This window comes from Streptomyces flaveus, from assembly GCF_014647675.1.
Lineage (GTDB): Bacteria > Actinomycetota > Actinomycetes > Streptomycetales > Streptomycetaceae > Streptomyces > Streptomyces flaveus.
In genome coordinates this window covers 260,426-286,676 of the sequence record NZ_BMPQ01000002.1, presented here as the reverse complement: position 1 = coordinate 286,676, position 26,251 = coordinate 260,426, and the positions used below count along the sequence as shown (strand labels likewise).

The window sequence follows — 26,251 nt, the reverse complement described above, 5'->3', positions numbered from 1 at the left end:
TGCTGTATGCGTGGTCGCATGAACCCTCAACCATTCGCCGCGGCTCCGGCCGACGCGCCCTCACTCGAGTCGTTGCGCGTCGAGCCGTTGCTGACGTCGGCCTTCGACACGGACCCGGCCGGCGTGTACGCGCAACTGCGGCGTATGTACGGTCCGGTGGCGCCGGTCGGTCTCATGGGCGTACCGGTGTGGCTGGTTCTCGACTACCGCGAGGTCCTGGACGTGCTCCGCCAGGAGAGCGTGTGGCGGCGGGACATCCGGTACTGGCGGGCGCGGGCCGAGGGGCGGCTGCCTCAGGACTGGCCGCTGCTCGCGGGCTACGAGGTCCGGCAGACGATGTTCATGGACGACGAGGAGCATCTGGCCGCGCGACAGACGTACCACTCGGCGCTCGGTCCGTTCCAGGACGCTCGTACGCCGCAGGGGTGGGAGCTGCGGTCGGCCGTCGTGTCGTACGCGGACGAGCTGGTCGCCATGCTGGCGGCGGAGTCCGGTACCGCGGGGTTCATGGACCTGGCCGCGCAGTACACCAGGCCCCTGCTGCTGATGGTCACGACCCGGTTGTTCGGCTTCCCCGTCGAACTCGGGGACGAGATGGTCATAGACATGTGGCGGATGCTCGACGGCGGGCCCGACGCGGGGCCCGCCACCGGGCGGGCGCTCGCGGCCATGACCCGGCTGGCCGCGCACCGGCGGGCCGTGCCCGGCGACGACCTCACCTCGTACATGCTCCTCGCCGATCCGTCCCTGTCCGACGAGCAGCTCGGCCGGGAGCTGTTCATGAACGCGGTCTATCTCAACGACATCACCGGCAACATGGTGTGCAACACACTGCTGGAGGTGCTGCGCGGCAACGCCACCGTCCGGCGGAGCCTGTCGGCCGGGCAGATCGGCGAGACCATCAACCGGGCCGCGCTGGCCAATTCGCCCGTGGCCAACATGTGCTTCCGCTTCGCGGCGCGTGATGTGCGGCTCGGCAACTTCTGGATCCGGGCGGGCGACGTGGTCTCGCCGTCCGCAGCGGCGGCCCACCAGGACCTGATGGCGATCGGCTCCAGCCTCGTGGACTCCACGGTGAGCACGCGGGCGCATCTGGGGTGGGGGGCGGGGCCGCACCAGTGCCCCACCGCTGCCCGCGAGCTGGCGGGCACGGTGGTGGCCACGGCCGTGGGCCGCGTTTTCGACCACTTCACCAAGGTCGAACTCACGCTTCCCGCCGACCAGTTGCCCTGGCGCTCGGGCCCGGTCGTACGGGGCCTGCGGCTGCTCCCCGTCCGCTACGAACTCGGCCCCGGCCATCCCACTACCGGCGATCCCGCCCGCCTGGGTTCGGTGCGCGCTGCCGCGAACGGAGCCCCGCGGCCGGATCCCTCGCACGCCTCCAGGCGCCATGCGAGGGGTCTGCTGCAGGCGTTGCGGCATCTGATGTGGGGCACGCGCAAGGGGGGTTGAGGGGGCGAAACAACCCCTCCTACGCCGGCCGCAGCCACACCGTGGCCAACGGCGGCAACGTAAGCCGGATGCTGGCCGGCCGCCCGTGCCACCCCTGGGCGTCCGGCTTCAGGGGGTCGGGGTTGGTGACGTCGCTGCCGCCGTAGCGGGCGGAGTCCGTGTTCAGCACCTCGTGCCAGGCGGGGATGTCGTCCGGGACTCCCAGCTGGTAGTCGCGACGGACCACCGGCGAGAAGTGGGACACCGCCAGCAGCGGCGAGCCCGCCGCGTCGAAGCGCAGGAACGCGAAGACGTTGTCCTCCGCCGCGTCCCCCGTGACCCACGAGAACCCGGAGGGATCCGTATCGCACTCCCAGAGCGCCGGAGTCTGCCGGTAGACGGAGTTCAGGCTGCTCACCAGGTCGCGTACGCCCCGGTGGTCCGCCTCCGCCCCGTACGCCGGGTCCAGCAGCCACCAGTCCGGCCCGTGGCTCTCCGACCACTCCGTCCCTTGTGCGAACTCCTGCCCCATGAAGAGGAGTTGTTTCCCGGGATGCGCCCACATGAAGCCCAGATACGCGCGGTGGTTCGCCCGCTGCTGCCACCAGTCGCCCGGCATCTTCGACACCAGCGACCGCTTGCCGTGCACCACTTCGTCGTGCGAGATCGGCAGCACGTAGTTCTCGCTGTACGCGTACACCATCGAGAACGTCATCTCGCCGTGGTGGTACTTCCGGTGCACGGGCTCCTTCGCGACGTAGTCGAGCGAGTCGTGCATCCAGCCCATGTTCCACTTCAGGCCGAAGCCCAGACCACCGAAGCCGCCGGGCCCGATGTGGTGGGTCGCGCGTGTGACGCCGTCCCAGGCGGTGGACTCCTCGGCGATGGTGACGACGCCGGGCTCGCGCCGATACACCGTCGCGTTCATCTCCTGCAGGAAGGCGACCGCGTCGAGGTTCTCGCGTCCGCCGTGCACGTTCGGGGTCCACTGGCCGGGTTCGCGGGAGTAGTCGAGGTAGAGCATCGAGGCGACGGCATCGACCCGCAGTCCGTCGATGTGGAACTCCTCGCACCAGTACACGGCGTTGGCGACCAGGAAGTTGCGGACCTCCTTGCGGCCGTAGTCGAACTCCAGGGTTCCCCAGTCGGGGTGCGCGGCCCGGAGCGGGTCCTCGTGCTCGTACAGCGGGCGGCCGTCGAACTCGGCCAGGGCCCAGTCGTCGCGCGGGAAGTGCGCGGGCACCCAGTCCATGATCACGCCGATGCCGGCCTGGTGCAGCGCGTCGACGAGGTACTTGAAGTCGTCGGGGGTGCCGAGGCGGGCGGTGGGTGCGTAGAAGCCGGTGACCTGGTAGCCCCAGGAGCCGCCGAAGGGGTGCTCGGCGACCGGCATCAGCTCGACATGGGTGAAGCCCAGGTCCAGGACGTAGGCGGGGAGCTGCTCGGCCAGCTGGCGGTACGTCAGTCCGGGGCGCCAGGAGGCGAGATGGACCTCGTACACCGACATCGGCGCCTCATGGGCGGGCTTCTCCGCCCGCTGGGACATCCACGCCTCGTCCTGCCACTCGTGGTGCGAGGCGGTCACGACGGAGGACGTCTTGGGCGGAACCTCGGTACGCCGCGCCATCGGATCCGCCCGCTGGGTCCTGGAACCGTCCGGCCGCATGATCTCGAACTTGTACAGCTCGCCCTCGCCGAGCCCCGGTACGAACAGCTCCCACACACCGGAGGAGCCGAGCGACCGCATCGGATACGCCGTGGCGTCCCAGAAGTTGAACGATCCGGCCAGCCGCACCCCGCGCGCGTTCGGCGCCCAGACCGTGAAGCGGGTGCCGGTCACCCCCTGGTGCTCCATCGGCTCCGCACCGAGCGCCTTCCACAACTGCTCATGGCGCCCCTCACCGAACAGATGCAGATCGAGGTCACCGATGGCGGGCAGGAAACGGTACGCGTCCTCGACCTCCTGGACGCTCCCCTCGTACTCCACCACCAGCCGGTACGCCGGCACCTCCCGCAGCGGCAGCACGGCCGAGAAGAAGCCGTCCCCGTCGTCGTGCAGCTCGACCCGCAGCTCCTCCGCGACCACGGTGACGGACCGCGCGTACGGCCGCAGCGCCCGGAAGACCACACCGTCCGGCACCGGATGCGCCCCGAGCACGGAATGCGGATCATGATGGGCCCCGCCCAGCAGCCGCTCCCGTTCACCGCGATCCAGTACGGCCAGGGGACGCACCTGTGCACCGGGCTCCACCGTGGCCGCCGCCTCGGACGGCTCGGTCGCGGCCTCCGCGGGCCGCGCGTCCTCAGCCGGCTGGGGCTCCGGAGTGACACCTGGCTTGGGTACCTCGTTCATGGCCTTGGCCTTCGTACTCTTCGGCTGCTGGGCGGCTGGGTTCGGGCGGGACGTCACAGGTGGGGCCTCCTCGACGGGTGAGGTGGGGCAGGATCAGGATGCCGCAATGCCACCGGAAAGGCGCTGCACCGCGGCCAACGGTACGGGCAGCCAGTCGGGCCGGTGCCGGGCCTCGTACATGACCTCGTAGATCGCCTTGTCCGTCTCGTACGCACGCAGCAGTACCGGCTCGGAGCGCGGATCACGGCCGCTGACCTCGGCGTATCCCGTGCAGTACGCGGCCCGGCAGCGATCGGCCCAGTCGGACACGAGTGGTTCATGGGAGTGCGCCGCGTAGTCGAAGGACCGGAGCATGCCCGCGATGTCCCGCGCGGTCGGCTGGGGCATCCGGCGCTCGGCGAGCGGCTTCGACGGCTCGCCCTCGAAGTCGATCAGCGACCAGTCTCCGGCCGGGTCCTGCAGGCACTGCCCGAGGTGCAGATCGCCGTGTATCCGCTGCGCGGTCCAGGTCTCGCCCTCCGCCGCCAGCTCGGTGAGCGCGTCGAAGGCGGACCGCAGCCCTGGTGCGTACGGACGCAGCGCGGGAACCGCCTGGACCGCCGCGTCCAGCCGCTCGATCATGCCGTCGACGAGCGTGTCCATCTGGGTGTGGCCCAGCGTGACCGTCGGCAGCGCACGGGCCAGCGCCGTGTGCACCTCGGCGGTGGCCCGACCGAGCGCCCGCGCCTCGCCGGTGAAGTCCTCGCCCTTGGTCAGTTCGCGCAGCGCCAGGTCCCAGCCGTCCGTGGCCCCGCGCACAAAGCGCTGCAGCACACCCAGGACGTACGTGTCGCCGTCCAGGTCCCCGACCATCCAGCCGGCCGGCGCGGGCACCCGCGGGCAGTGCTCGTGGGCCAGTGCCAGCGGCAGCTCCAGATCGGGGTTGACGCCCGGCAGGATCCGGCGCAGCAGCTTCAGAATGAACGTATCTCCATAGATGATCGAGGAATTCGACTGCTCGGCCGTCACCACCCGGGGCACCAGGTCCTCCCGGAGCTCCTGCCGGGTGTCGCGCTCGAAGCGCAGCGCGCCGACCTGCGTCCCCGTCCGCAGCGCCTCCAGGAGTAGATCGGCGGCGCGCGGGTCGTGCAGCGCCTCGTACACCGTCCGCCCGGCCAGTGGCCCCTTTTCGGGATGGCCGATCAGCGCGGGCGCCAGCCGTGGCGGGAGCGTCTCGCGCACACCGATCAGCAGCTGGTAGCAGTCGCCGGGATGCGACAGCGCGCCGGGCGCGGCGGAGAGCGGCTGATGGGCCCGTACGAGCAGATGCAGCAGCCCCAGCTTCGCGTTCCACGGCAGCAGCTCGACCGCCGCGACCAGCGAGAAACCGGTCACCGGGCGCCCTTTGCCCGCGAACCACCGCTGCCTCGGCAGCCACTCGCGCAACAGCGGATCGAGGGACGCGAGGAGGCCCGGGCTTGTGGTGACGGGGCTGGTGACGGTTTCCGACATGGCGTCGCGTCCTTTCCCCATTTCGGTTCGCGTCCGGGGCGCACCGGTGGGCGGGGTGTTACTGATGCGTGCCCAGGGCGGGGCGGGGAAAACCGCCCTCGCCTGTCGTTTTTGCGCAGATCCTCGCGCCCCTCGCGGACTCCGATGGCGGAGTCCTCGCGGGGCGCGAGGCCAACTGTCTACGCCCTCTGTTTCTACGCCATGTCCTTGCGAAGACGGAACCAATAGAAGCCGTGTCCCGCGAGGGTGAGGAGATAGGGCAGGTCACCGATGGCGGGGAAGCGGACGCCGCCGATGAGTTCGACGGGATGACGGCCGTTGAAGGCCTGCAGGTCGAGTTCGGTGGGCTGGGCGAAGCGGGAGAAGTTGTGCACGCACAGCACCAGGTCGTCCTTGTACTCGCGCAGGAAGGCGATGACGGCCGGGTTGGTGGAGGGCAGTTCGGTGTAGGAGCCCAGGCCGAAGGCGGGGTTCTGCTTGCGGATCTCGATCATGCGGCGGGTCCAGTGCAGCAGCGACGAGGGGCTGCTCATGGAGGCCTCGACGTTGGTGACCTGGTAGCCGTAGACCGGGTCCATGATCGTGGGCAGGTACAGCCGTCCGGGGTCGCAGGAGGAGAAGCCGGCGTTGCGGTCCGGGGTCCACTGCATGGGGGTGCGTACCGCGTCGCGGTCGCCGAGCCAGATGTTGTCGCCCATGCCGATCTCGTCGCCGTAGTACAGGATCGGCGAGCCGGGCAGCGACAGCAGCAGCGCGGTGAACAGTTCGATCTGGTTGCGGTCGTTGTCCAGCAGGGTGGCCAGCCGGCGGCGGATACCGATGTTGGCGCGCATGCGGGGGTCCTTGGCGTATTCGGCCCACATGTAGTCGCGTTCTTCGTCGGTGACCATCTCCAGGGTGAGTTCGTCGTGGTTGCGCAGGAAGATGCCCCACTGGCAGCCGGACGGGATGGCCGGGGTCTTGGCCAGGATCTCGGAGACCGGGTAGCGGGATTCCCGTCGCACCGCCATGAAGATCCGTGGCATGACGGGGAAGTGGAAGGCCATGTGGCATTCGTCGCCGCCGACGCTGTAGTCGCCGAAGTAGTCGACCACGTCCTCGGGCCACTGGTTGGCCTCCGCCAGCACCACCGTGTCCGGGTAGTGCTCGTCGATCTCCTTGCGGACCCGCTTGAGGAACTCGTGGGTCTGCGGAAGGTTCTCGCAGTTGGTGCCCTCCTCCTGGTAGAGGTAGGGCACCGCGTCGAGGCGGAAGCCGTCGATGCCCAGGTCCAGCCAGAACCGCAGCGCGGAGATCATCTCCTCCTGCACGGCCGGGTTCTCGTAGTTGAGGTCCGGCTGGTGGGAGAAGAAGCGGTGCCAGTAGTACTGCTTGCGGACCGGGTCGAAGGTCCAGTTGGAGGCCTCGGTGTCGACGAAGATGATCCGGGCGTCCTGGTACTGCTTGTCGTCGTCGGCCCACACGTAGTAGTCGCCGTAGGGGCCGTCGGGATTGCTCCTCGACTCCTGGAACCACGGGTGCTGGTCGCTGGTGTGGTTCATGACGAAGTCGATGATCACGCGCATGCCCCGCTGATGGGCCGCGTCGACGAATTCGACGAAGTCCGCCAGGTCTCCGAAGTCGGGCAGGACGGCCGTGTAGTCGGAGACGTCGTAGCCGCCGTCACGCAGGGGCGATTTGAAGAACGGCGGTAGCCACAGGCAGTCGACGCCGAGCCACTGCAGGTAGTCGAGCTTGGCGGTGAGGCCTTTGAGGTCGCCGATGCCGTCGCCGTTGCTGTCCTGGAAGGAGCGGACGAGGACTTCGTAGAACACCGCGCGTTTGAACCAGTCCGGATCGCGGTCCTTGGCGGGGGTGTCTTCGAAGGTGTCCTGAACGGGCTCGTTGACGATCATGGTGTGGGTGACCCTCCGATCGGTGAGGACGGTCGCAGGACCCTGAAGATGTGCGCCGGCTGCCTGCCGGGCTCGAGGCGCACATAGTTGGCCCTGCCCCAGTGGTAGGTGGCGCCGGTGAGCTCGTCGCGCACCGGCACGGTCTCGTGCCAGTCCAGGCCGAGTCGCGGCATGTCCAACGAGACCGTGGCCTCCTGGGTGTGGTGCGGATCCAGGTTGGCCACCACGAGCATGGTGTCCGTCCCCGCCCGTTTGCTGAACACCAGCACCGCCTCCTGGTCCGCCTGGTGGAAATGGAGATCCCGCAGCTGGCGCAAGGCCGGGCTGTTCCGCCGGATCTCGTTGAGCCGGGTGATGAGGGGGGAGATGCTACGGCCCTCCCGCTCGGCCAACTCCCAATCCCGTGGACGGAGTTGGTACTTCTCCGAGTTCAGGTATTCTTCGCTGCCCGGCCGCACCGGGGCGTTCTCGCACAGCTCGAACCCGCTGTAAACCCCCCACGTCGGCGACAGCGTGGCGGCCAGCACCGCCCGCACCTCGAACGCCGGCCTGCCGCCGTGCTGCAGATACTCGTGCAGGATGTCCGGGGTGTTCACGAAGAAGTTCGGCCGCATATAGCTCGCCGCCTCGCCGGACAGCTCGGTGAGGTAGTCGGTCAGCTCCTGCTTGGTATTGCGCCAGGTGAAGTACGTGTATGACTGCTGGAAGCCGATCTGGGCCAGGGTGTGCATCATCGGCGGCCTGGTGAACGCCTCCGCAAGGAAGATCACATCCGGGTCGGTGCGGTTGATGTCGGCCAGTACCCGCTCCCAGAAGACGACCGGCTTGGTGTGCGGGTTGTCCACCCGGAAGATCCGCACCCCGTGCGCCATCCAGAACCGCAGCACCCGCAGCGTCTCCGCGATCAGGCCGTCCATGTCGGCGTCGAAGGCGATGGGGTAGATGTCCTGGTATTTCTTCGGCGGGTTCTCCGCGTACGCGATGCTGCCGTCCGGGCGGTGGTTGAACCACTGGGGGTGTTTGTCCACCCAGGGGTGGTCCGGGGAGCACTGCAGCGCGAAGTCCAGCGCGATCTCCAGGCCCAGTTCGCCGGCCCGTGCCACGAACGCGTCGAAGTCGTCCAGGGTGCCCAGGTCGGGGTGGACGGCGTCGTGGCCGCCGGCCGGGGAGCCGATTGCCCACGGGACGCCCACGTCGTGCGGGCCCGCGTTCAGGGTGTTGTTGGGGCCCTTGCGGAAGGTGCTGCCGATCGGGTGGACGGGCGGCAGATAGACCACGTCGAAGCCCATCGCGGCGATCGCCGGCAGCCTGCGTGCCGCGGTCCGGAAGGTGCCGCTGACCGTCGGCTTGCCGGTCTCGACGACGGCGCCCTCCGAACGCGGGAAGAACTCGTACCACGAGCCGTACAACGCCCGCTCCCGCTCCACCAGCAACGGCAACTGCTCGGAGGACGAGACGAATTCGCGCAGCGGATGGCGGGCGAGGACGTGGTCCACGTCCGGGGTGAGGGCGGCGGCGAGGCGGGCCGCGGCGGGGCGGGCGGTGTCGCGCAGGGCGTCGGCGGCGGCGAGGATCGTGTCACGGCGGCCCCTGCTCTTCGGCACACCGGCCGCGGCACGCTCGTACAGCAGCGCGCCCTCCTCCAGGACCATCTCCGTGTCCATCCCCGCCGGGATCTTGATCTGCGCGTGATGGCGCCAGGTGGTGACCGGATCGCCCCAGGCCTCCACGGTGTAGGTCCAGCGGCCCTCCTTCGGTACGGAGACGGTGGCGCCCCAGCGGTCCGTACCGGGGACCAGTTCCCGCATGGGGGTCCAGGGCCCGGAGTTGCCCTCCGGGTCCCGCAGTACGACGTTGGCGGCCACCGCGTCGTGGCCCTCCCGGAACACCGTCGCCGAGATCTCGAACGCCTCGCCCACCACGGCCTTGGCGGGGCGCCGCCCGCACGCGACGAGGGGGCGGACGTCCAGGACGGGGATACGCCCGATGAGGGCGTCGCCGTCCGGTGGCGCGGTCACGGCGTCCGGGGGTTCGGCCGGTGGCGACTCGGGTTTCGGCGTCGCGGTCTTCGCCGGTGCGGCCTTTGCGGCCTTCGTGGGTTTCGCGGCCTTCTTGGCCTTCGCAGCCTTCGCAGCCTTCGCAGCCTTCGCGGTCTTCGAAGGCGTGGCCTTGGCCGCCTTCGCCGGTGTGGCCGCTGCCTTCTTCGCGGCTGAGGCCTTCGCCGTCTTCGCGGGAGTGGCTTTGGCCCTTTTGGCCGTCGGCTGTTCGGGTTTCTCGGCTGCCGCCTGCTGCGGCTGCTCGGCCGTCGCCTGTTCCGGCGGGCCGGCTTTCGCCCCGCGTTCGGGGGGTGTGCTGGTGCTGTGTGTCGGTGGTGATGACGAGTGGTGCGTGGCGGGCATGACCGCTCCTGTCCGCGTCAACGTGGGCGGGCGGATGGGGGTGTGGGGAGGTGGGTCCTGCAGGGCGTACCGGGGAGCCTTCCCACCCTAATCGGGTGGGCAATCCGGCACGTTGTTAACTACTCGCGCGTATCTCCGCACACAAGACCGGCCCCGTCCAGTGATACTCCACGGACGGGGCCGGTCTGTAAACGCGCAACTACTTAGGGGTTGCTGACCTGCAAGAGCTTGTTCGGTGAGCCGAGGCCCGGATTGGATATCTTCCCGGACGCCGCCTGCGCGACAAGAGCCTTGCTCACATCGGCGGGACTCGCCGTGGCGTGATCGGCCAGGTAGAGCGCCGCCGCGCCCGCGGCATGGGGCGACGCCATCGACGTACCGGAGAAGGTGGCGTTCGCGGTGTCGCTCGCGTTCGACGCGGAGGTGACGTCCACGCCGGGTGCGAACAGATCGAGCCGGCTGCCCCAGTTCGAGAAGCTCGCCCGCGCGTCCGCCGCGTCGCTCGCGCCGACCGTGACCGCCTCCGCGACCCGGGCCGGCGAGTACAGGCTCGCCGGAAGGCCGTCGTTGCCGGCCGCGACCGCGTAGGTGACGCCGGACGCGATGGAGTTGCGGACGGCGGCGTCGAGTTGAGCGTTCGCGAAGCCGCCCAGGCTCATATTGGCCACCGCGGGCTTCTGGGCGTTCTTGGTCACCCAGTCGATGCCCGCGATCACCTGGGCGGTGGTGCCCGAACCTTCATTGTCGAGTACGCGGACCCCGACGACCTTGGCCTTCTTCGCGACGCCGTACGTCGTGCCGGCGATCGTGCCCGCCACATGCGTGCCGTGGCCCTGGCCGTCCTGCGCGGTGGCGTCGTTGTCGACGAAGTCCCAGCCGGAGCTCGCCCGGCCGCCGAAGTCCTGGTGCGTGGTCCGGATCCCGGTGTCGATGACGTACGCCGTCACACCCTGGCCCGCGGACTCCGGCCACGTGTAGCTCTTGTCCAGCGGCAGGTTCGGCTGGTCGATGCGGTCGAGACCCCACGGCGGGTTCTTCTGCTGGTGATCGATGCTGACTCTGGTGTTCTGCATGACCGAGGCCACACGTGAGTCGGCGGCGAGGCGCTTGGCCTGTTGCTCGTCGACCTTCACCGCATAGCCATTGATCGCGGTGCTGTAGGTGTGGCTGATTTTCGCCCCGTACGTGGCGGCGAGATCCTTGCCCGCGTTCGACGGGGCCTTCGTTCCGCCCTTGAGCGTGACGATGTAGCTGTCACTGACGGAGCCGGGGGCGCCGGCGCCGAGTATCTGTCCCAGTGGGGCGGCCTGCGCGGGCAGGGTGGTGGCCGAAAGCACCGCGGCCGTGATGACCGCGGTGAGGCCTCCCGCCCAGGACAGACGCCTTTTGTACGTCACTGCCATGGTGTGAGTTCCCCTCCTCAACTCGGCGTACTCCGACCGCAGTTACGTGCGCCCTGACAGGTGCAGGTCGGATCGCCGTTGGCAGCCTCTCGTGCGGTGTGAAGCCCCACAAGGCCGCATGGCATGGCGGAATCGGCCATATCTCGCGTGGTGTACGTGTGAAGGTTGCGGCGATTTCAAGCCGGGTTTTGTACGGTGCACTGCCGGCGGTGACATCTGCGCCTCCGCCGCAGGGGAGCGCCCCCAAAGGGGTGCGGGGCTGTGACATTTGCGGCTCCGCCGCGTGGGCGCGACCAGCCACAAACGACCCGCAGACGAAAAACTGCACCGCCCGCGGAGCGAATCGCGCCGTGGTTGCCGGAGGCAGTCGCCGCTACCGTCATGGGTGACAAAGGTCGCGCATACGTAAGCGTGTGTGCGCCGCTGCCGCGTATGCCCCCGTGAAGGTGGAAGCTCGTGAAGGCCATCCGCAGGTTCACCGTGCGTCCCGTACTCCCCGAAGCCCTTCACCCGCTCAGTGATCTGGCGCGCAATCTGCGCTGGTCCTGGCATGCCGAGACCCGTGATCTCTTCCAGTCCGTGGACCCCGAGCGCTGGGCCGCCTCCGAATCCGATCCCGTACGCCTTCTGGGGAACGTCTCACCCGGACGGCTCACCGAGCTGGCCGAGGACCAGCGATTCCTGCGGCGGCTCGCCGCGGCCGCCGACGACCTGAACGACTACGTGACCGGCGACCGCTGGTACCAGTCCCAGGCCCAGGCGTCCGAACTGCCCGCCGCCATCGCCTACTTCTCACCCGAGTTCGGCATCACGGCCGCGCTGCCCCAGTACTCCGGCGGCCTCGGCATCCTCGCCGGGGACCATCTCAAGGCGGCCAGCGATCTCGGCGTACCCCTGATCGGTGTAGGACTGCTCTACCGGCACGGTTACTTCCGGCAGACACTGTCGCGGGACGGCTGGCAGCAGGAGCACTATCCGGTCCTCGACCCGAACGAACTCCCGCTCTCGCTCCTGCGCGAGGAGGACGGCACGCCCTCCCAGGTCTCCCTGGCCCTGCCCGGCGAGAAGTCGCTCCATGCCCGCATCTGGCTCGCGCAGGTCGGCCGGGTCCCGCTGCTGCTGCTCGACTCGGACGTCGAGGAGAACGACCTCGGCGAGCGCGGCGTGACGGACCGCCTGTACGGGGGCGGCAGCGAGCACCGGCTGCTCCAGGAGATGCTGCTGGGGATCGGCGGGGTGCGTGCGGTGCGTACGTACTGCCGGCTGACCGGGCACGCGCGGCCGGAGGTCTTCCATACGAACGAGGGGCATGCGGGATTCCTCGGTCTTGAACGTATTCACGAACTCTCTTACGAGGACCTGGACTTCGACGCCGCGCTGGAGGCGGTCCGCGCCGGAACCGTCTTCACGACCCACACCCCCGTACCCGCCGGAATCGACCGCTTCGACCGGGAGCTGGTGGCCCGGCACTTCGGTCCGGAGGCGGAGCTCCCGCGGATCGAGGTGGAGCGGATCCTCCAGCTCGGGATGGAGACGTACCCAGGCGGCGAGCCCAACCTCTTCAACATGGCGGTGATGGGCCTGCGGCTCGGCCAGCGGGCCAACGGGGTGTCGTTGCTGCACGGGCACGTCAGCCGGGAGATGTTCTCCGGGCTCTGGCCGGGCTTCGACTCCGACGAGGTGCCGATCACCTCCGTGACGAACGGCGTGCACGCCCCCACCTGGGTGGCGCCCGAGGTCCTCCGGCTCGGCGCACGCCAGATCGGCGCGCAGCGGATGGAGGACGCCATGACGGTCGGCGCCTCGGACCGCTGGGACGCCGTGGCCGAGATCCCCGACCAGGACATCTGGGAACTGCGACGGGTGCTGCGCGAGCAGTTGGTGACGGAGGTACGGGAGCGGCTGGACGCGTCCTGGCGTCAGCGCGGCGCCGGCACGGCCGAACTCGGCTGGATCGACGGCGTACTGGACCCGGACGTACTGACGATCGGCTTCGCGCGCCGCGTCCCGTCCTACAAGCGCCTGACGCTGATGCTGCGCGACCGCGACCGCCTGATGGACGTGCTGCTGCATCCCGAGCGGCCGGTGCAGATCGTGGTGGCGGGCAAGGCGCACCCGGCGGACGACGGCGGCAAGCGCCTCATCCAGGAACTGGTGCGCTTCGCGGACGACCCGCGCGTACGCCACCGGATCGTGTTCCTCCCCGACTACGGCATGGCGATGGCCCAGAAGCTCTACCCCGGCTGCGACATCTGGCTCAACAACCCGCTCCGCCCCCTGGAGGCCTGCGGCACGTCCGGCATGAAGGCGGCGCTGAACGGCTGCCTGAACCTGTCGGTCCTGGACGGCTGGTGGGACGAATGGTTCCAGCCGGACTTCGGCTGGGCGATCCCCACGGCGGACGGCACGGCGACGGACGACGACCGCCGCGACGACCTGGAGGCCTCGGCGCTGTACGACCTGCTGGAGCAGCGCGTGGCCCCCCGCTTCTACGACCGCGGCCCCGGCGGCCTCCCCGACCGCTGGATCGAGATGGTCCGCCAGACGCTGACGCTGCTGGGCCCGAAGGTCCTCGCGGGCCGCATGGTCCGCGAGTACGTGGAACGCCTCTACGCCCCCGCGGCCCGCGCCCACCGCTCCATGGACACCTCCTCCGCCCGCGAACTGGCGACCTGGAAGTCCCGCGTCCGCACGGCGTGGCCACGGGTCACGGTCGACCACGTGGAGACGTCGGCGGCCACGACGACGGCGGAACTCGGCACGACCATGTCGCTACGGGTCCGCGTGGGCCTGGGCGACCTGGTCCCCGACGACGTCGAGGTCCAGGCGGTCTCGGGCCGAGTCGACTCGGAGGACCGCATCACCGACGGCACGGCGGTCCCCCTGAAACCGGCGGGCGGCCCGGACCAGGAGGGCCGCTGGCTCTACGAGGGCCCACTGTCCCTGGACCGCACCGGACCCTTCGGCTACACGGTCCGCATCCTGCCTACGCACCGACTGCTGGCGTCGAGCGCGGAGCTGGGGCTGGTGGCGGTTCCTTCGGAGGAGTTGGTGGAGGCGGCGGGGGTTCTGCTGCGCTGAGCATGGCGAACCTTGACGGCCGTGCGACGCACTGTCCGATGCCGCCGACCCCCAGGTAGGCAGTCGCAGGAATGTGACACTTGCCCGCGAGAGTGTCACATTTCCGCGAACGGCCTACCTGGCCAGGGAGGATTCACCAACAGCATTGGAAGCTTCCCGGCGCTTGCCGACATCACTCCCCGCTCCACACCGCAATCTCGCCTCCGGGCGTGCAGATCGCTCGCCTTCCCATCGGCCCGACAAGCCCCCAGGCTTCATAATCGTCATCCGGCCGGACAGTCAGCTTCGTGCCGCGCTAGACCTCGCCACCCCCATGCAACCGCCGCAACACCACCCCACACCTCCGCGCATACGCATGCTGAAACCCCCGCGTCGCCGGCCCGCCAGCCCGCGCGTACCACTTCGCCGGGCGGCTGAAGGCCGTGACCGTGAGCCAGACCGTGCCGTCGCCCGTCATTTCGACGAGGAAGGCTTCCTCGCCGGATTCGGGGTGGCCGGGGAGGGTGCCGTAGGCCCAGCCGGCTCGGCGGGGTTCTTCCGTGGTCCAGACGATGCGGCAGGGGGCCTTGATGAGGCCACCTAGGGTGACCGTCAGTTCTACGCCGGGGGCGGCCTTGGGGGCTTCGGTGGTGATGCCTACGCATACCGCTCGGTGCAGTTCCCAGGTCAGGACCGCGCGGGAGGACGCCTCGAAGACGTTGCGGCCCTCGCCGATGCGGGTTCTGACGTGCAGGGGGTGGTAGCCGGGCGGGGTGCGGTTCTCGCGGGTCGCGCCCACGTCGTCGTACGTGAAGGGCGTTTCCGTGGAGGGCATGGGAAGCAGCGTAGGGCAGCCCCCGGAACGCCTTCTTTTCGGGGGCTGCCCATGTGCGTGCGGTGACCGGCTGAGCGTCAGTTCACGTTGACCGCGGCCCAGGCCGCCTGGACCGCCTTGTACTCCGTGCTCGTCGAGCCGTACAGGTCGCTCGCCGCGCTCAGCGTCGCGGTGCGGGCGCCCGTGTACTTCGTCGTCGACGTCATGTACTCGGTCAGCGCCTTGTACCAGATCTGGACCGCCTTGTCGCGGCCGATGCCGGTGATCGTGGAGCCGTTGGAGGTGGGGGAGTTGTAGGTGACTCCGTTGATCGTCTTGGTGCCGCTGCCCTCGCTCAGCAGGTAGAAGAAGTGGTTCGCCGGGCCCGAGGAGTGGTGGACGTCCAGGCCGCCGAGGCTGGAGGACCAGGCGTCGGCCGAGTCGCCGTCCTTGCTGGGCTTGTCCATGTAGCGCAGCGGCGTGCCGTCGCCGTTGATGTCGATCTTCTCGCCGATCAGGTAGTCGCCCACGTCCGAGGAGTTGGCCGCGTAGAACTCCACCGCCGTGCCGAAGATGTCGGACGTCGCCTCGTTCAACCCGCCTGATTCACCGCTGTAGTTGAGGCCCGCGGTGTTGGAGGTGACGCCGTGCGTCATCTCGTGGCCCGCCACGTCGATCGACGTCAGCGGCTTCGCGTTGCCCGCGCCGTCGCCGTACGTCATGCAGAAGCAGCCGTCGGACCAGAAGGCGTTGACGTACGCGTTGCCGTAGTGGACGCGGGAGTAGGCGGCCTTGCCGTCGTTCCTGATGCCGCTGCGGCCGAGGACGTTCTTGTAGAAGTCCCAGGTGACCTGCGCGCCGAAGTGCGCGTCGACGGCGGCGGTCTGGGCGTTGGAGGCCGCGCCCGTGCCCCAGGTGTCGTCGGCGTCGGTGAAGAGGGTGCCGGTGCCGGACGTACCGCGGTTGAGGTTGTACGTCTTGTTGGCGCCGCGGGTCGGGTCGTTGAGCTGGTACGTCGAGCCCGACTGCGAGGTGCCGATGGTGACGTCGCCGCTGTACTGGCTGTGGCCCGTACCGGTCTGGATCGCCTCCCACTCGTACAGCTTCTCGCCCGTGGTGGCGTCCGTGATGACGTGCAGTTCCTGCGGGGTGCCGTCGTGCTGGAAGCCGCCGACGACCGTCTCGTACGCGAGGGCCGGCTTGCCGCTCGCGGCCCAGATGACCTTGCGGGGGGCCTTGTCGGCCGCGGACTTCTTGCTGCCCTCGGCCTGCGCCGCCTTCAACGCCTGCTTCTCCGCGGCGGACTTGGCGATGTCGGGCGTGACGTCGGTGACCTTGATGTCGGCCTTCGTCGCTCTGGTCACGCCTTCCGTCTTGCCGGACTTGGACTCGTGGATCACCAAGTCGCCGCCGAGGACGGGGAGTCCGCCGTACGTGCGCTCGTAGCGGGTGTGCGTGGTGCCGTCGGCGTTCTTGATGACGTCTCTGACGACCAGCTTCTCCTTGGCGCCGAGGCCTATCTCGTCCGCCGTTTCGGTGGTCGCCGCGTCGGCCTTCTTGATCAGGCTCGTACGGGCTGCCGCGGACAACTGGACCGGGGTGCCCGCGAGTTGCGTGTCGGCGGACGGCTTGGCGCCGGACTGGGCGGTGGCGCCGGTGGTCAGACCGGCGGTGATGAGGGCTCCGGCCGCGACGGCGGTGGCGATGGCCAGAGTTGTGCGCTTGTGACGCGCGTAGAGGGGGGTCACACAAGCTCCTTTGTGGGGGTGCTCGACAGGCATGGGCGGCCCGTCGAACGGGTGAAGGGGCGGTGCGGGTGCTGTGCGGCAGCTGTGCAGGGGTGCCGCGTGAGGTGAAGAGTGCCAGGTGAGGCGTGTGCATGTCAGTGGGGCGAACGGATGTTGGCCGGAAATCGTCCAACATCTGTTCGCCTGCGGCGGGCGCCTATGGGGGTGGGGAGTTGGGTTCGTGGGCGAGTGCCGGGAGTCTTGGGTTGCTCGCGCAGTTCCCCGCGCCCCTAAAGGGGCGCTTCCCCCGGCGGAGGTGGAGGAGGAACCCGCACCGACCTCAGCCCAAGATCCCTCGGTCGTACCCCACCGCCACCGCCGCCGCCCGGTCCTTGACCCCCAACTTGGCGTACAGGTGCGTCAGATGCGTCTTGACCGTGGCCTCGCTGATGAACAGGACTCGGGCGATCTCGCGGTTCGAGGTGCCCTTGGCCACCAGTGCCAGGACCTCGCGTTCGCGGGCCGACAGCGGCTCGTTGGCCGGTGCTCGGACTGCCGAGACCAGGCGGGACGCCACCGCTGGAGACAGGACCGTACGGCCCTCCGCTGCCGCGCGTACCGCGCTGAAGAGTTCCTCCCTCGGAGCGTCCTTCAGGAGGTAGCCCGTCGCGCCCGCCTCGATCGCGGGGAGGGTGTCGGAGTCCGTGTCGTACGTCGTCAGGACCAGGATCTTGGCGCGGGCGCCCTGGCGGGTCAGCTCGGCGATGGCCTCCACGCCGTTGCCGCCGGGCATGCGGAGGTCCATCAACACGACGTCCGGGTCCAGGGATTGGGCCAGCGTCACGGCCTCAACGCCGTTCGACGCCTCGCCCAGCACCGTGAATCCCTGTGCCGATTCGAACATGCCGCGCAGACCGTCCCGTACGACGGGATGGTCGTCGACGATGAGAAGTGTGATGGCGTCATCCGTCATGGCGTACCAACGGTACGCGAGCCGACACCGCCGTACCGTACCCCGGTTCGGACTCGACGGTGAGCGACCCGGCGATGCGTTCGGCGCGGGCGCGCATGCCGTCGAGGCCGAAGCCGCCGTGGCCGTTGCGGGAGGGGAGGGCGAGAGGGTTGAAGCCGCGGCCGTCGTCGCGTACGTCGAGGACGACCTCGTCGCCCATGAAGGAGAGGGTGACGCCGAGTCGGCCGGCGTGGGCGTGCCGGGAGGCGTTCGACAGGGCCTCCTGGACGATGCGCAGCAGGGTCGCCGAGACCTCCTCGTGCAGGTGCTCGGCGGTGCCCGTGGTCGTGAACTCGGCGCGTACGCCCGTCCGTTCGGCCCATTCGGCGACCGTCTTCTTCAGCGCCTGGGGCAGCCCGTCGTGCTCCAGAGCCACGGGCGCGAGGTTCTGCACGGAGCGGCGGGCCTCGCCGAGGCTGTGGCGGGCCAGGTCTGAGGCGCGGTCGAGATGGGTGCGGGCGGTCGGCAGGTCGGGGGCGTTCGCGACGACCTGGAGCTGGGCGATGATGCCGGTCAGGCCCTGGGCGATGGTGTCGTGGATCTCGGCGGCCAGCCGGCGTCGCTCGTCGGCGACGCCCGCTTCCCGTGCCTGGACGAGGAGTTGGGCGTGGAGGGCGGCGTTTTCGTCGAGGGCTTGCTGCAAGGCGGTGTTGGTGCGCTCGAGTTCGGCGATGGTCTCGGCCCTGGCGCGGGAGCGCTCGTCCTCCTGCTCCATGAGGTGGGCGACCATCATATGCAGGCCGGCGTTGGCGCCCAGGAGCCCGAGGAACGCGGCCCACTGGACCCCGCTCTTCGGCGGCAGCCCGCCGGACTGCGAGCCGGCCAGGGTGATCGCGGCGGCGAACACTCCGAGCCTCCGCCACATGCCCGGGAGGAGTTCGTCGGCGTCCATGAGGCCGGTGGCGGCGTAGAACCCGAAGAACGGGTTGATCCAGGTGAGCGCGAAGGCGATCGCCCAGCGGACGACGTAGTACGCCGTCCCGGCCCGGGACGGGGTCCGGCCGTGGTCGGTCCGGCTGAGGCGGATGCGCTGCCACCACAGCTGGAGGGCGATCGCGGCGACGACCAGGGCCCCGGAGGCGTACCACTCGGCGGGGCCGTCCATCAGCTCGACAGTGACGGCCGACAGGACGACACCGACGCCGAGCAGCCCGTACGGCCCCCAGGTGCGCAACTGCTCCCAGCGCCGGTCGAGTTGCGTGTCCACCGTGGTCATGCCCCCAGTCTGCACGGCCTCTCGCCTACTCCCACCGGAACCAGCGCGCGGCCGCCACCGTCAGGACCACCGTCCAAGCGACGAGTACCCCCAGGTGGTCCCACCCCGGCCAGTCCCCCGCCGCCGCCTCGTTCAGAGCCTGGGCCGCCGCGCCGAACGGGGTGAACTCGACGATGCGGGCGAGGACATCCGGCATCGTCTGGACGGGTATATAGACACCCGCGCAGAACATGCTCGGGAAGAACGCCGCGGTACCGACGGCCGTCGCCGCCTTCGAGGTGCGGGCCAGCGCCGACACCAGGGCGCCCATGGCGAGGGCGACCGCCACGGCGAGCAGCAGCGCCAGTACGTATCCGAAGGGCTGGCGCGGCAGGGCCACGTCGAACACGATCCGGCCCACCGACAGCGCCAGCAGCGCCGACAGTACGGCGGCGGCTCCGTGCAGCCCCATGTGCGCGGACAGCAACGCGCTCGGGCGCACGGGGGTCGTCGACATACGGCGCAGGATGCCGCGCTCGCGGTAGCCGGTGATGCCCGGCGGCAGGGACTGCAGGCCGGCCACGATCATGCCGAGCAGCACGGTCACCGGTACGTACGCGTCGACGATCCGGATGCCGCCGAGGTCGTCCTGGGTGGTCCGGAACCCCGGGATGCTGCCGAGGATCACCAGGAGCAGGGTGGGGAACGCCAGGATCCAGAAGTGCGCCCCGGGTTCGCGGCCGAAGAGCCGGGCCTCGGTCTTCAGTACGGCAGTGCTGCTCATCGTGCGACTCCTGTCAGATCGAGGAACGCGTCGTCCAACGTGGCGTCGGTGACGCGGAGTTGATGGGCCGTGATGCGCTGCCGGGCGAGCAGCGTGATGACCGCGTTGACGGTCTCGTCGGTGCCGCCGAGCGTGATCCGGCCTTCCTTGCACTCGACGGAGGCCACGGCGGGCAGCGCGGCCAGGTCGCGTTCGTCGAGCGGGACCGAGGGCGTGAAGCTGATGAGGGTGGCGTTCGTGGCGCGGGCGATCAGCCCGCGGGGCGTGTCCAGCGCGGCGATCCGGCCCTGGTCGATGACCGCGATCCGGTCGCAGAGACGCTGCGCTTCCTCCATGAAGTGGGTGACGAGGAGGACGGTGACGCCGTTCGCGCGGATGTCCTCGATGAGCTCCCAGGTGTCACGGCGGGCCCGCGGGTCGAGGCCGGAGGTCAGCTCGTCCAGCACGACGACCCTCGGATCGCCGATCAGCGCGAGCGCGATGAACAGGCGCTGCTTCTGGCCGCCGCTGAGTTTGCCGAACCGACTGTCCAACTTGCCGGTGAGGCCCAGGCGTTCGGCGAGTGGGCGCCAGTCGGCGGGGCTCGGATAGAAGGCGGCGTACAGCTCCAGCGCCTCGCGGACGGTGAGTTTCTCCTGGAGTTCGCTCTCCTGGAGCTGGGCGCCGAGGACGCGGCTGACGGCGTCGTGGTCGGCGACGGGGTCGAGGCCGGTGACGCGTACGCGGCCCGCGTCCGGGATCCGCAGGCCCTCCACGCATTCCACGGTGGTCGTCTTGCCGGCGCCGTTCGGGCCGAGGATGCCGAAGATCTCCCCCTCCTCGACGGCGAAGGAGACCCCGTCGACGACGGCCCTCCCTCCGTACGACTTGCGCAGTCCGGTGACTTCGATGACGGGTTCGCTGGTCATGCCTCGAGGGTCCCCGGCGGCCGGGGTGGCGCACATCGCCCGTCTCGCTCGAAGGCACATCAGCCGATCGGTTGATACGGGGCTACGACTGCGCAGGTCGGACCGGTCCTAGGTCCTCCGAAGGAGCGCAGGACCGGCCGAAACTCGGTGGGCGGTGTCAGTGCCGATCCGTAGGCTCACTACTGATGGCCACTACACCCGCAGTCACCGATGACAAGGACCTCACGAACCCTGAGGACACAGCCCTGGCCGGTCGCCGCGACGGCGACCGTTCCGTCGTACGGATTCTGCTGCGCCTGTGGCCGTACGTACGGCCCGTGCGGACGCGGCTGTTCACGGCGGCGTTCGTCGCGATCCTCGCCTCGTGCATGGGGCTGGTGATCCCGCTCGTCCTGAAATGGATCGTGGACGGTCCGGTGGCCGGCCGGGATCCGCGCGGGGTGTGGCTGGGGGCGCTGGTTCTGCTGCTGCTCGGGCTCGCCGAGGCGTTGCTGTTCGGGCTGCGGCGGTGGCTGGTGGCCCGGCCGCTGGCCGGTGTCGAGGCGTCGATGCGGGCGGATCTGTACCGGCATCTGCAACGGCTGCCGGTGGCCTTCCACGACCGCTGGCCCTCCGGTCAGCTGCTGTCGCGTGGCACGACGGACCTGATGCTGCTGCGCATGTTCCTGGCCTTTCCGCTGACGTTCCTACTGGTCAACGGCGTGACCATCGTCGTCGGCGTGCTCATCATGCTGGCGCAGGACTGGACGCTCGGCCTTGTGATCCTGGGTCCTGTCGTGCCCGTGATCGTCGTGTGCTCCGTCTTCGAGAAGCGGTACGCCGATGTGGCGCGGCTCGCGCAGGACCAGGTGGGCGATCTGACGACGGTCGTCGAGGAGAGCGTCCTCGGGATCCGGATCATCAAGGGGTTCGGGCGGCACCGCAGCCAGTCGCGGGCCTTCCGGAAGCTGTCGCGGACCCTGCGCGGCACCGAGCTGCGCAAGGCACGGCTGCTCGCCGCGATCTGGGCCGTCATCATGACGCTGCCCGAGCTGGCCATCGGGGCGGCGCTCGTCCTCGGGACCGTGCAGGTCGCGGACGGTGCGCTGTCCGCGGGCACACTCGTCGCCTTCCTCTCCACCGCGCTGGCGCTGCGCTGGCCGGTCGACTCCATCGGGTTCCTGCTGGCCATGACCCAGGAGGCGGCGACGGCGACGGAGCGGTACTTCGAGGTGATGGACGCGGAGCCGGAGAGTACGGAGAGCGTGAAGAGCACGGGCAGCCGGGTGTCGCCCGAGGACACCGCCTCCGAGGAGAGCACGGGCGGTCTGCGGTTCCACTCCGTGTCGTTCCGCTATCCCGACGCCCCCGCCGACACTCCTCCCGTACTCGACCGGATCGACCTCCACATCCGGCCCGGCGAGTCCATGGCTCTCGTCGGCGCGACCGGCACGGGCAAGACCACCCTCACCGCCCTCGTCCCCCGCCTCCACGAGGTGACCTCGGGCCGGATCACGCTGGACGGCGAGGACATCACGGCGATGCCCCGTGAGGAACTGCGCTCCAAGGTCGCCGTGGCCTTCGAGGAGCCCACACTGTTCTCGGCGTCTGTCGGAGAGAACGTCCTGATGGGCGCCCAACCGGGTGCGGGAGAACGGGAGTTGGAGCGCGCCTTGGCCATCGCCCAGGCCGACTTCACCCACGCCCTCCCACACGGCACCGGCACTCAGGTCGGCGAGCAGGGCCTCAGCCTCTCCGGCGGTCAGCGCCAACGGCTCGCGCTGGCCAGGGCAGTCGTGGGCCGCCCCCGTTTCCTCGTGCTCGACGACCCGCTCTCCGCCCTGGACGTGCACACGGAGGCCGCGGTCGAGGCCGCCCTGCGCCGCGTACTCGCGGAGACGACCGCCCTGATCGTGGCGCACCGCCCGTCCACGGTCCTGCTCGCCGACCGCGTGGCCCTGCTCTCCGGCGGCCGGATCGCCGCGACCGGCACCCACCACGAACTGCTGCGCACGAACGCCGAGTACGCCCGTCTGATGTCCGGCGCGGAACACCCGGAAGCCGAACATCTGGAAGCGGACGGCGAGAGCGGCGAGTACGGCGAGACCGTCCTGGAAAAGGAGAACGACCGATGACCGCGGCGCCCACCACCACCGCGCCGAACCAGGAACCCCGCAAGGACCGGCCCGCCGGCGACCCCCCGGAGGCAGGCGACGCCTTCGACCGCGACGCCCTCCCCACCCCGCCGGGCGCGACCGCCGCCCTGCTGCGCTCCCTGCTCGCTCCGATGAAGGCCCGCGTCGCCCTCACCTCCCTGCTGCTCCTGCTCCAGCAGGCGGCGGTGCAGGCGGGCCCGCTGCTCGTGGCGTACGCCATCGACCGTGCCGTCCCCGCGTTCCGGGACGACCGGCACGGGCCGCTGATCGCGGTCGCGGTCGGGTACCTGCTGTGCGCGCTGGCCTCGGGCGGGCTCCAGTACGCGTTCATCACCGCGTCCGCACGCGTCAACCAGGACGTGCTGCTCGACCTGCGCGGCCGGATCTTCCGCCACGCCCAGGCGCTGAGCATCGACTTCCACGAGCGCTACACCTCGGGCCGCCTCATCTCCCGCTCCACCACGGACGTCGAGTCCCTGCGCGAACTGCTCGACGAGGGCCTGCAGGAACTCATCACCGTCATCATCTCCTTCGTCTACATCTCGGCGATGCTGCTCTGGCTCGACCTGGGCCTCGGGGCGGTGGCCGTGGCATCGTTCGCGCCGCTCTACCTGTTCATCCGCCAGTACCGGCGCCGCGCCGGCCGCGTCTACGCCGTCCGCTCGACCGCGATCGCCGCCGTGATCGTGAAGTTCGCCGAGACGATGAACGGCATCCGGCCGGTGCGCGCGTTCCGCCGCGAGGACGCCAACGACAAGGAGTTCCGGGTCCTCAACCACCGGCACGAGCGCAAGAACGGCGACGCCCTGCTGGAGATGGCCCGCTACGTCGTCAAGTCCCGGCTGGTCGCCAACACGACGGTCGCGGCGATCGTGCTGTGGGGCGCGTACCGGGTGGCATCGGAGTCGCTGGCGCTCGGCGTACTGGCCGCCTCGGTCCTCTATCTGCGCCGCCTGTACGACCCCATCGACCGGCTGGGCATGTTCCTCAACTCCTACCAGTCGGCCGCCGCCTCACTGGAGAAGATCGCGGGCCTGCTCGCCCAGACCCCCACCGTGCCGGAGCCCGCCGAGCCGAAGCCCCTGCCCGCGCTCGCCTCCGAGCAGCCGGGCCGCGAGGTCGTCTTCGACGGCGTGCGGTTCGGCTACCGCACGGGCGGCGAGGTGCTGCCGCGCTTCGACCTGACGCTGCCCGCCGGGCAGACCGTCGCCGTGGTCGGCTCGACGGGCGCGGGCAAGTCGACGCTCGCCAAACTCCTGGCCCGCTTCTACGACCCCACGGCCGGCCGGATCCTCTTGGACGGCGTCGACCTGCGCGAGCTCGCGATGCCCGAACTGAGGCGCGGTGTGGTGATGGTGACCCAGGAGGCCTTCCTCTTCTCCGGCACCGTCGCCGAGAACATCTCCATCGGCCGCCCCGACGCCACCCGCGAGGAGATCGAACGCGCCGCCAAGGCCCTCGGCGCCCATGACTTCATCGCCGCCCTGCCCGACGGCTACGACACCGACGTACGCAAGAGGGGTGGCCGTATCTCGGCAGGTCAGCGCCAACTCGTCGCGTTCGCACGGGCGTTGCTCGCCGACCCGGCGGTCCTGATCCTCGACGAGGCGACCAGCTCGCTGGACATCCCCGGTGAACGGGCCGTCCAGCGCGCCATGTCGACCGTCCTGCGGGGCCGCACGGCGGTCGTCATCGCGCACCGCCTGTCGACGGTGGAGATCGCCGACCGGGTACTGGTGATGGAGCACGGTCGGATCGTCGAGGACGGTACGCCCGCCGAACTCGTCGCCGCGACCGGCAGGTTCGCGGATCTGCACCAGGCGTGGCGGGACAGCCTGGTCTAACGGCGGGGCAGGTGATCCGACAGTCGACGGGGAGGGTGGTCAACGGGTGGGGCAGATCGATGCGTACGGGGATCCGGGTACGCCCGACTGTCGCGGCGGCGGCCGGTATCTGTGGTGGCTGGTCAGGGCCCAGCCGGGCCGGTCCGCCGCCGGTGCGCTGCTGGCCAGCGTGTGGTTCGTGCTGATGGCGCTCGCGCCGTATCTGCTGGCCCGCGCGATCGACGACGGTCTGGAGCCGGGCGACCGGGCCGCGCTGATCGGCTGGGCCGCCGCACTGCTCGGCATGGGAGCGTTCAACGCCTGGCTGAGCATCATGCGGCACCGCACGATGACCAGACTCCGGATGGACGCCAACTTCCGCACGGTCAAGGTCGTGGTCGGCCACGCGGTCCGGCTGGGCGCCGCGCTGTCACGCCGGGCCGGGGCCGGGGAGGTCGTCACGATCGGCGTCGGCGACGTCCACACGATCAGCCAGTCCCTGACCGTGGTCGGCCCCGGCGTCGGCGCGATCGTCGCCTACCTGGTCGTCGCCGGGCTGCTGCTGACGGTCTCGCCCCTGCTGGCCGGAGTCGTCCTGCTCGGCATCCCGGCGATGGCCGTCGTGGCCGGTCCGCTGCTGGCGCGGCTGCAGAACGCGGAGACCACCTACCGCGAACGGCAGAGCGTGCTGACGGCACGCATCGGCGACCTCGCGAGCGGACTGCGCGTCCTCAACGGCCTGGGCGGCAAGGGCCTGGTGGCCGACGCCTTCCACCGGGACTCGCAGCGGTTGCGGGCCCAGGGCTACCGGGTCGGGGCCGTGACGAGTTGGCTCCAGGCCCTTGGCATCGGGCTGCCGACGGTGTTCCTCGCCGTGGTGACCTGGCTGGCGGCCCGGCAGGCCGCTCAAGGGAAGCTCACCGTGGGCGAGTTGGTGTCGGTGTACGGCTATGTCGCCGTCCTGGTGCCGATGGTGGGGTTCTTCGTGGAGTGCAGCTACGGGATCAGCCGCGGCCTGGTGGCCGCGCGGCGCGTCGCCCATTTCCTGCGGCTGGAGCCGCCCGCCGACCACGGCACCCGGGACGCCCCCGCCGAGCCCTCGGTGCTGCACGACCCGCAGTCCGGAGTGCGGGTGCTGCCCGGCCGGCTGACCGCGCTGGCCGGCGCCCGTCCCGCCGAGTCCGCGGCCGTGATCGACCGCCTCGGCCGGTACGTCGAGTCGGCGGCGACCTGGGCCGGCGTACGCCTCGACGAGATCGAACTGGCGCAGCTGCGCGAGCGCATCCTGGTCGCGGACAACGAGGCCGACCTGTTCGCGGGAACACTGCGGGAGCTGGTGGCCGGCAGCCGGGACCCCGCCGAGCAGGACATCGCACGCGCCGTGCACACGGCCGCGGCCGACGACATCGTCCTCGGCCTGCCCGACGGACTCGACTCGGCCGTCGACGCGCAGGGCCGCAGCCTGTCCGGCGGCCAGCGCCAGCGCGTACGGCTCGTACGGGCGCTGCTGGCCGACCCCGAAGTACTGCTCGCCGTCGAACCCACCTCGGCGCTCGACGCCCACACCGAGGCCGCCGTCGCGGACCGGCTGCGGGCCGAGCGGGCGGGCCGTACGACCGTGGTGACCAGCACCTCGCCGCTCGTACTGGACCGGGCGGACACCGTGTTCTACCTGGTCGACGGCAAGGTCGCGGCGAGCGGGAGCCATCACCGGCTCCTGGAGGAGGAGCCCGGATACCGGGCGCTCGTGGCACGCGATGCGGACGCGGACGCGGAAACTGACGCAGACGCAGGCGCAGAGGAGGCCGTTCGGTGACATCG

The 26,251-nt window shown here is 70.1% G+C and carries 17 protein-coding genes; 5 read left to right on the top strand and 12 right to left on the bottom strand.

The genetic code is table 11. The features are described 5' to 3' along the window. The first annotated feature begins 18 nt into the window (after positions 1–18). On the top strand, positions 19–1,452 hold the full coding sequence (locus IEZ21_RS04510) for a cytochrome P450 family protein (protein ID WP_189320570.1): 1,434 nt from the start codon (positions 19–21) through the stop codon (positions 1,450–1,452). A gap of 19 nt (positions 1,453–1,471) precedes the next feature. On the opposite strand, the gene glgB is transcribed toward IEZ21_RS04510, so the two are convergent. From glgB to IEZ21_RS04485, 5 genes are all read right to left on the bottom strand, one after another. Continuing rightward, a complete protein-coding gene (gene glgB, locus IEZ21_RS04505; protein WP_308429619.1) occupies positions 1,472–3,841 on the bottom strand; it encodes a 1,4-alpha-glucan branching enzyme in 2,370 nt (789 codons plus the stop codon). Positions 3,842–3,877: 36 nt separating this feature from the next. Continuing rightward, the gene (locus IEZ21_RS04500; protein WP_189320569.1) at positions 3,878–5,275 is read right to left on the bottom strand and encodes a maltokinase N-terminal cap-like domain-containing protein; all 1,398 of its coding nucleotides are present in this window, start codon (positions 5,273–5,275) and stop codon (positions 3,878–3,880) included. Between the two features lie 194 nt (positions 5,276–5,469). Then, positions 5,470–7,170: a maltose alpha-D-glucosyltransferase gene (gene treS, locus IEZ21_RS04495; protein ID WP_189320568.1), complete on the bottom strand. Its 1,701-nt coding sequence runs from the start codon at positions 7,168–7,170 to the stop codon at positions 5,470–5,472. Continuing rightward, positions 7,167–9,569, bottom strand: a complete 2,403-nt coding sequence (locus IEZ21_RS04490) for an alpha-1,4-glucan--maltose-1-phosphate maltosyltransferase (protein WP_246567274.1) — start codon at positions 9,567–9,569, stop codon at positions 7,167–7,169. The genes treS and IEZ21_RS04490 overlap by 4 nt, the downstream gene beginning before the upstream one ends. Positions 9,570–9,772: 203 nt before the next feature. After that, positions 9,773–10,972, bottom strand: a complete 1,200-nt coding sequence (locus IEZ21_RS04485) for a S8 family peptidase (RefSeq protein WP_189320567.1) — start codon at positions 10,970–10,972, stop codon at positions 9,773–9,775. Positions 10,973–11,428: 456 nt separating this feature from the next. On the opposite strand from IEZ21_RS04485, the gene glgP reads away from it, so the two are divergent. Beyond that, positions 11,429–14,053, top strand: a complete 2,625-nt coding sequence (gene glgP, locus IEZ21_RS04480; RefSeq protein ID WP_189320566.1) for an alpha-glucan family phosphorylase — start codon at positions 11,429–11,431, stop codon at positions 14,051–14,053. 172 nt (positions 14,054–14,225) lie between these two features. On the opposite strand, the gene IEZ21_RS48740 is transcribed toward glgP, so the two are convergent. The 7 genes from IEZ21_RS48740 to IEZ21_RS04450 all read right to left on the bottom strand — a co-directional run bounded on the left by IEZ21_RS48740 (position 14,226) and on the right by IEZ21_RS04450 (position 20,472). Continuing rightward, positions 14,226–14,336 carry a DUF6188 family protein gene (locus IEZ21_RS48740; RefSeq protein ID WP_220450443.1) on the bottom strand — a complete coding sequence of 37 codons (111 nt, stop codon included), beginning with the start codon at positions 14,334–14,336 and terminating at the stop codon, positions 14,226–14,228. A gap of 12 nt (positions 14,337–14,348) precedes the next feature. Then, entirely contained in the window at positions 14,349–14,867 is a 519-nt protein-coding gene (locus tag IEZ21_RS04475) for a DUF1990 domain-containing protein (protein WP_189320565.1), read from the bottom strand. Between the two features lie 77 nt (positions 14,868–14,944). Then, positions 14,945–16,594 carry a M4 family metallopeptidase gene (locus tag IEZ21_RS04470; protein ID WP_189320564.1) on the bottom strand — a complete coding sequence of 550 codons (1,650 nt, stop codon included), beginning with the start codon at positions 16,592–16,594 and terminating at the stop codon, positions 14,945–14,947. Positions 16,595–16,913: 319 nt separating this feature from the next. Beyond that, positions 16,914–17,546 carry a response regulator gene (locus tag IEZ21_RS04465; protein WP_189320563.1) on the bottom strand — a complete coding sequence of 211 codons (633 nt, stop codon included), beginning with the start codon at positions 17,544–17,546 and terminating at the stop codon, positions 16,914–16,916. Further along, positions 17,536–18,801, bottom strand: a complete 1,266-nt coding sequence (locus tag IEZ21_RS04460; RefSeq protein WP_189320562.1) for a sensor histidine kinase — start codon at positions 18,799–18,801, stop codon at positions 17,536–17,538. Before IEZ21_RS04460 ends, IEZ21_RS04465 begins: the two co-directional genes overlap by 11 nt. A gap of 25 nt (positions 18,802–18,826) precedes the next feature. Next, the gene (locus IEZ21_RS04455; RefSeq protein WP_189320561.1) at positions 18,827–19,564 is read right to left on the bottom strand and encodes an ABC transporter permease; all 738 of its coding nucleotides are present in this window, start codon (positions 19,562–19,564) and stop codon (positions 18,827–18,829) included. Continuing rightward, positions 19,561–20,472, bottom strand: a complete 912-nt coding sequence (locus IEZ21_RS04450; RefSeq protein ID WP_189320560.1) for an ABC transporter ATP-binding protein — start codon at positions 20,470–20,472, stop codon at positions 19,561–19,563. Before IEZ21_RS04450 ends, IEZ21_RS04455 begins: the two co-directional genes overlap by 4 nt. A 185-nt stretch (positions 20,473–20,657) precedes the next feature. On the opposite strand from IEZ21_RS04450, the gene IEZ21_RS04445 reads away from it, so the two are divergent. Genes IEZ21_RS04445 through IEZ21_RS04435 form a run of 3 tightly spaced genes read left to right on the top strand, consistent with a single transcriptional unit; the run spans position 20,658 to position 26,246 of the window. Continuing rightward, positions 20,658–22,586, top strand: a complete 1,929-nt coding sequence (locus IEZ21_RS04445) for an ABC transporter ATP-binding protein (RefSeq protein WP_189320559.1) — start codon at positions 20,658–20,660, stop codon at positions 22,584–22,586. After that, a complete protein-coding gene (locus IEZ21_RS04440; RefSeq protein WP_189320558.1) occupies positions 22,583–24,451 on the top strand; it encodes an ABC transporter ATP-binding protein in 1,869 nt (622 codons plus the stop codon). Before IEZ21_RS04445 ends, IEZ21_RS04440 begins: the two co-directional genes overlap by 4 nt. Positions 24,452–24,497: 46 nt before the next feature. Further along, complete coding sequence (locus tag IEZ21_RS04435; RefSeq protein ID WP_246567272.1) at positions 24,498–26,246, top strand: ABC transporter ATP-binding protein; 1,749 nt, start codon at positions 24,498–24,500, stop codon at positions 26,244–26,246. Positions 26,247–26,251 lie beyond the last annotated feature (5 nt).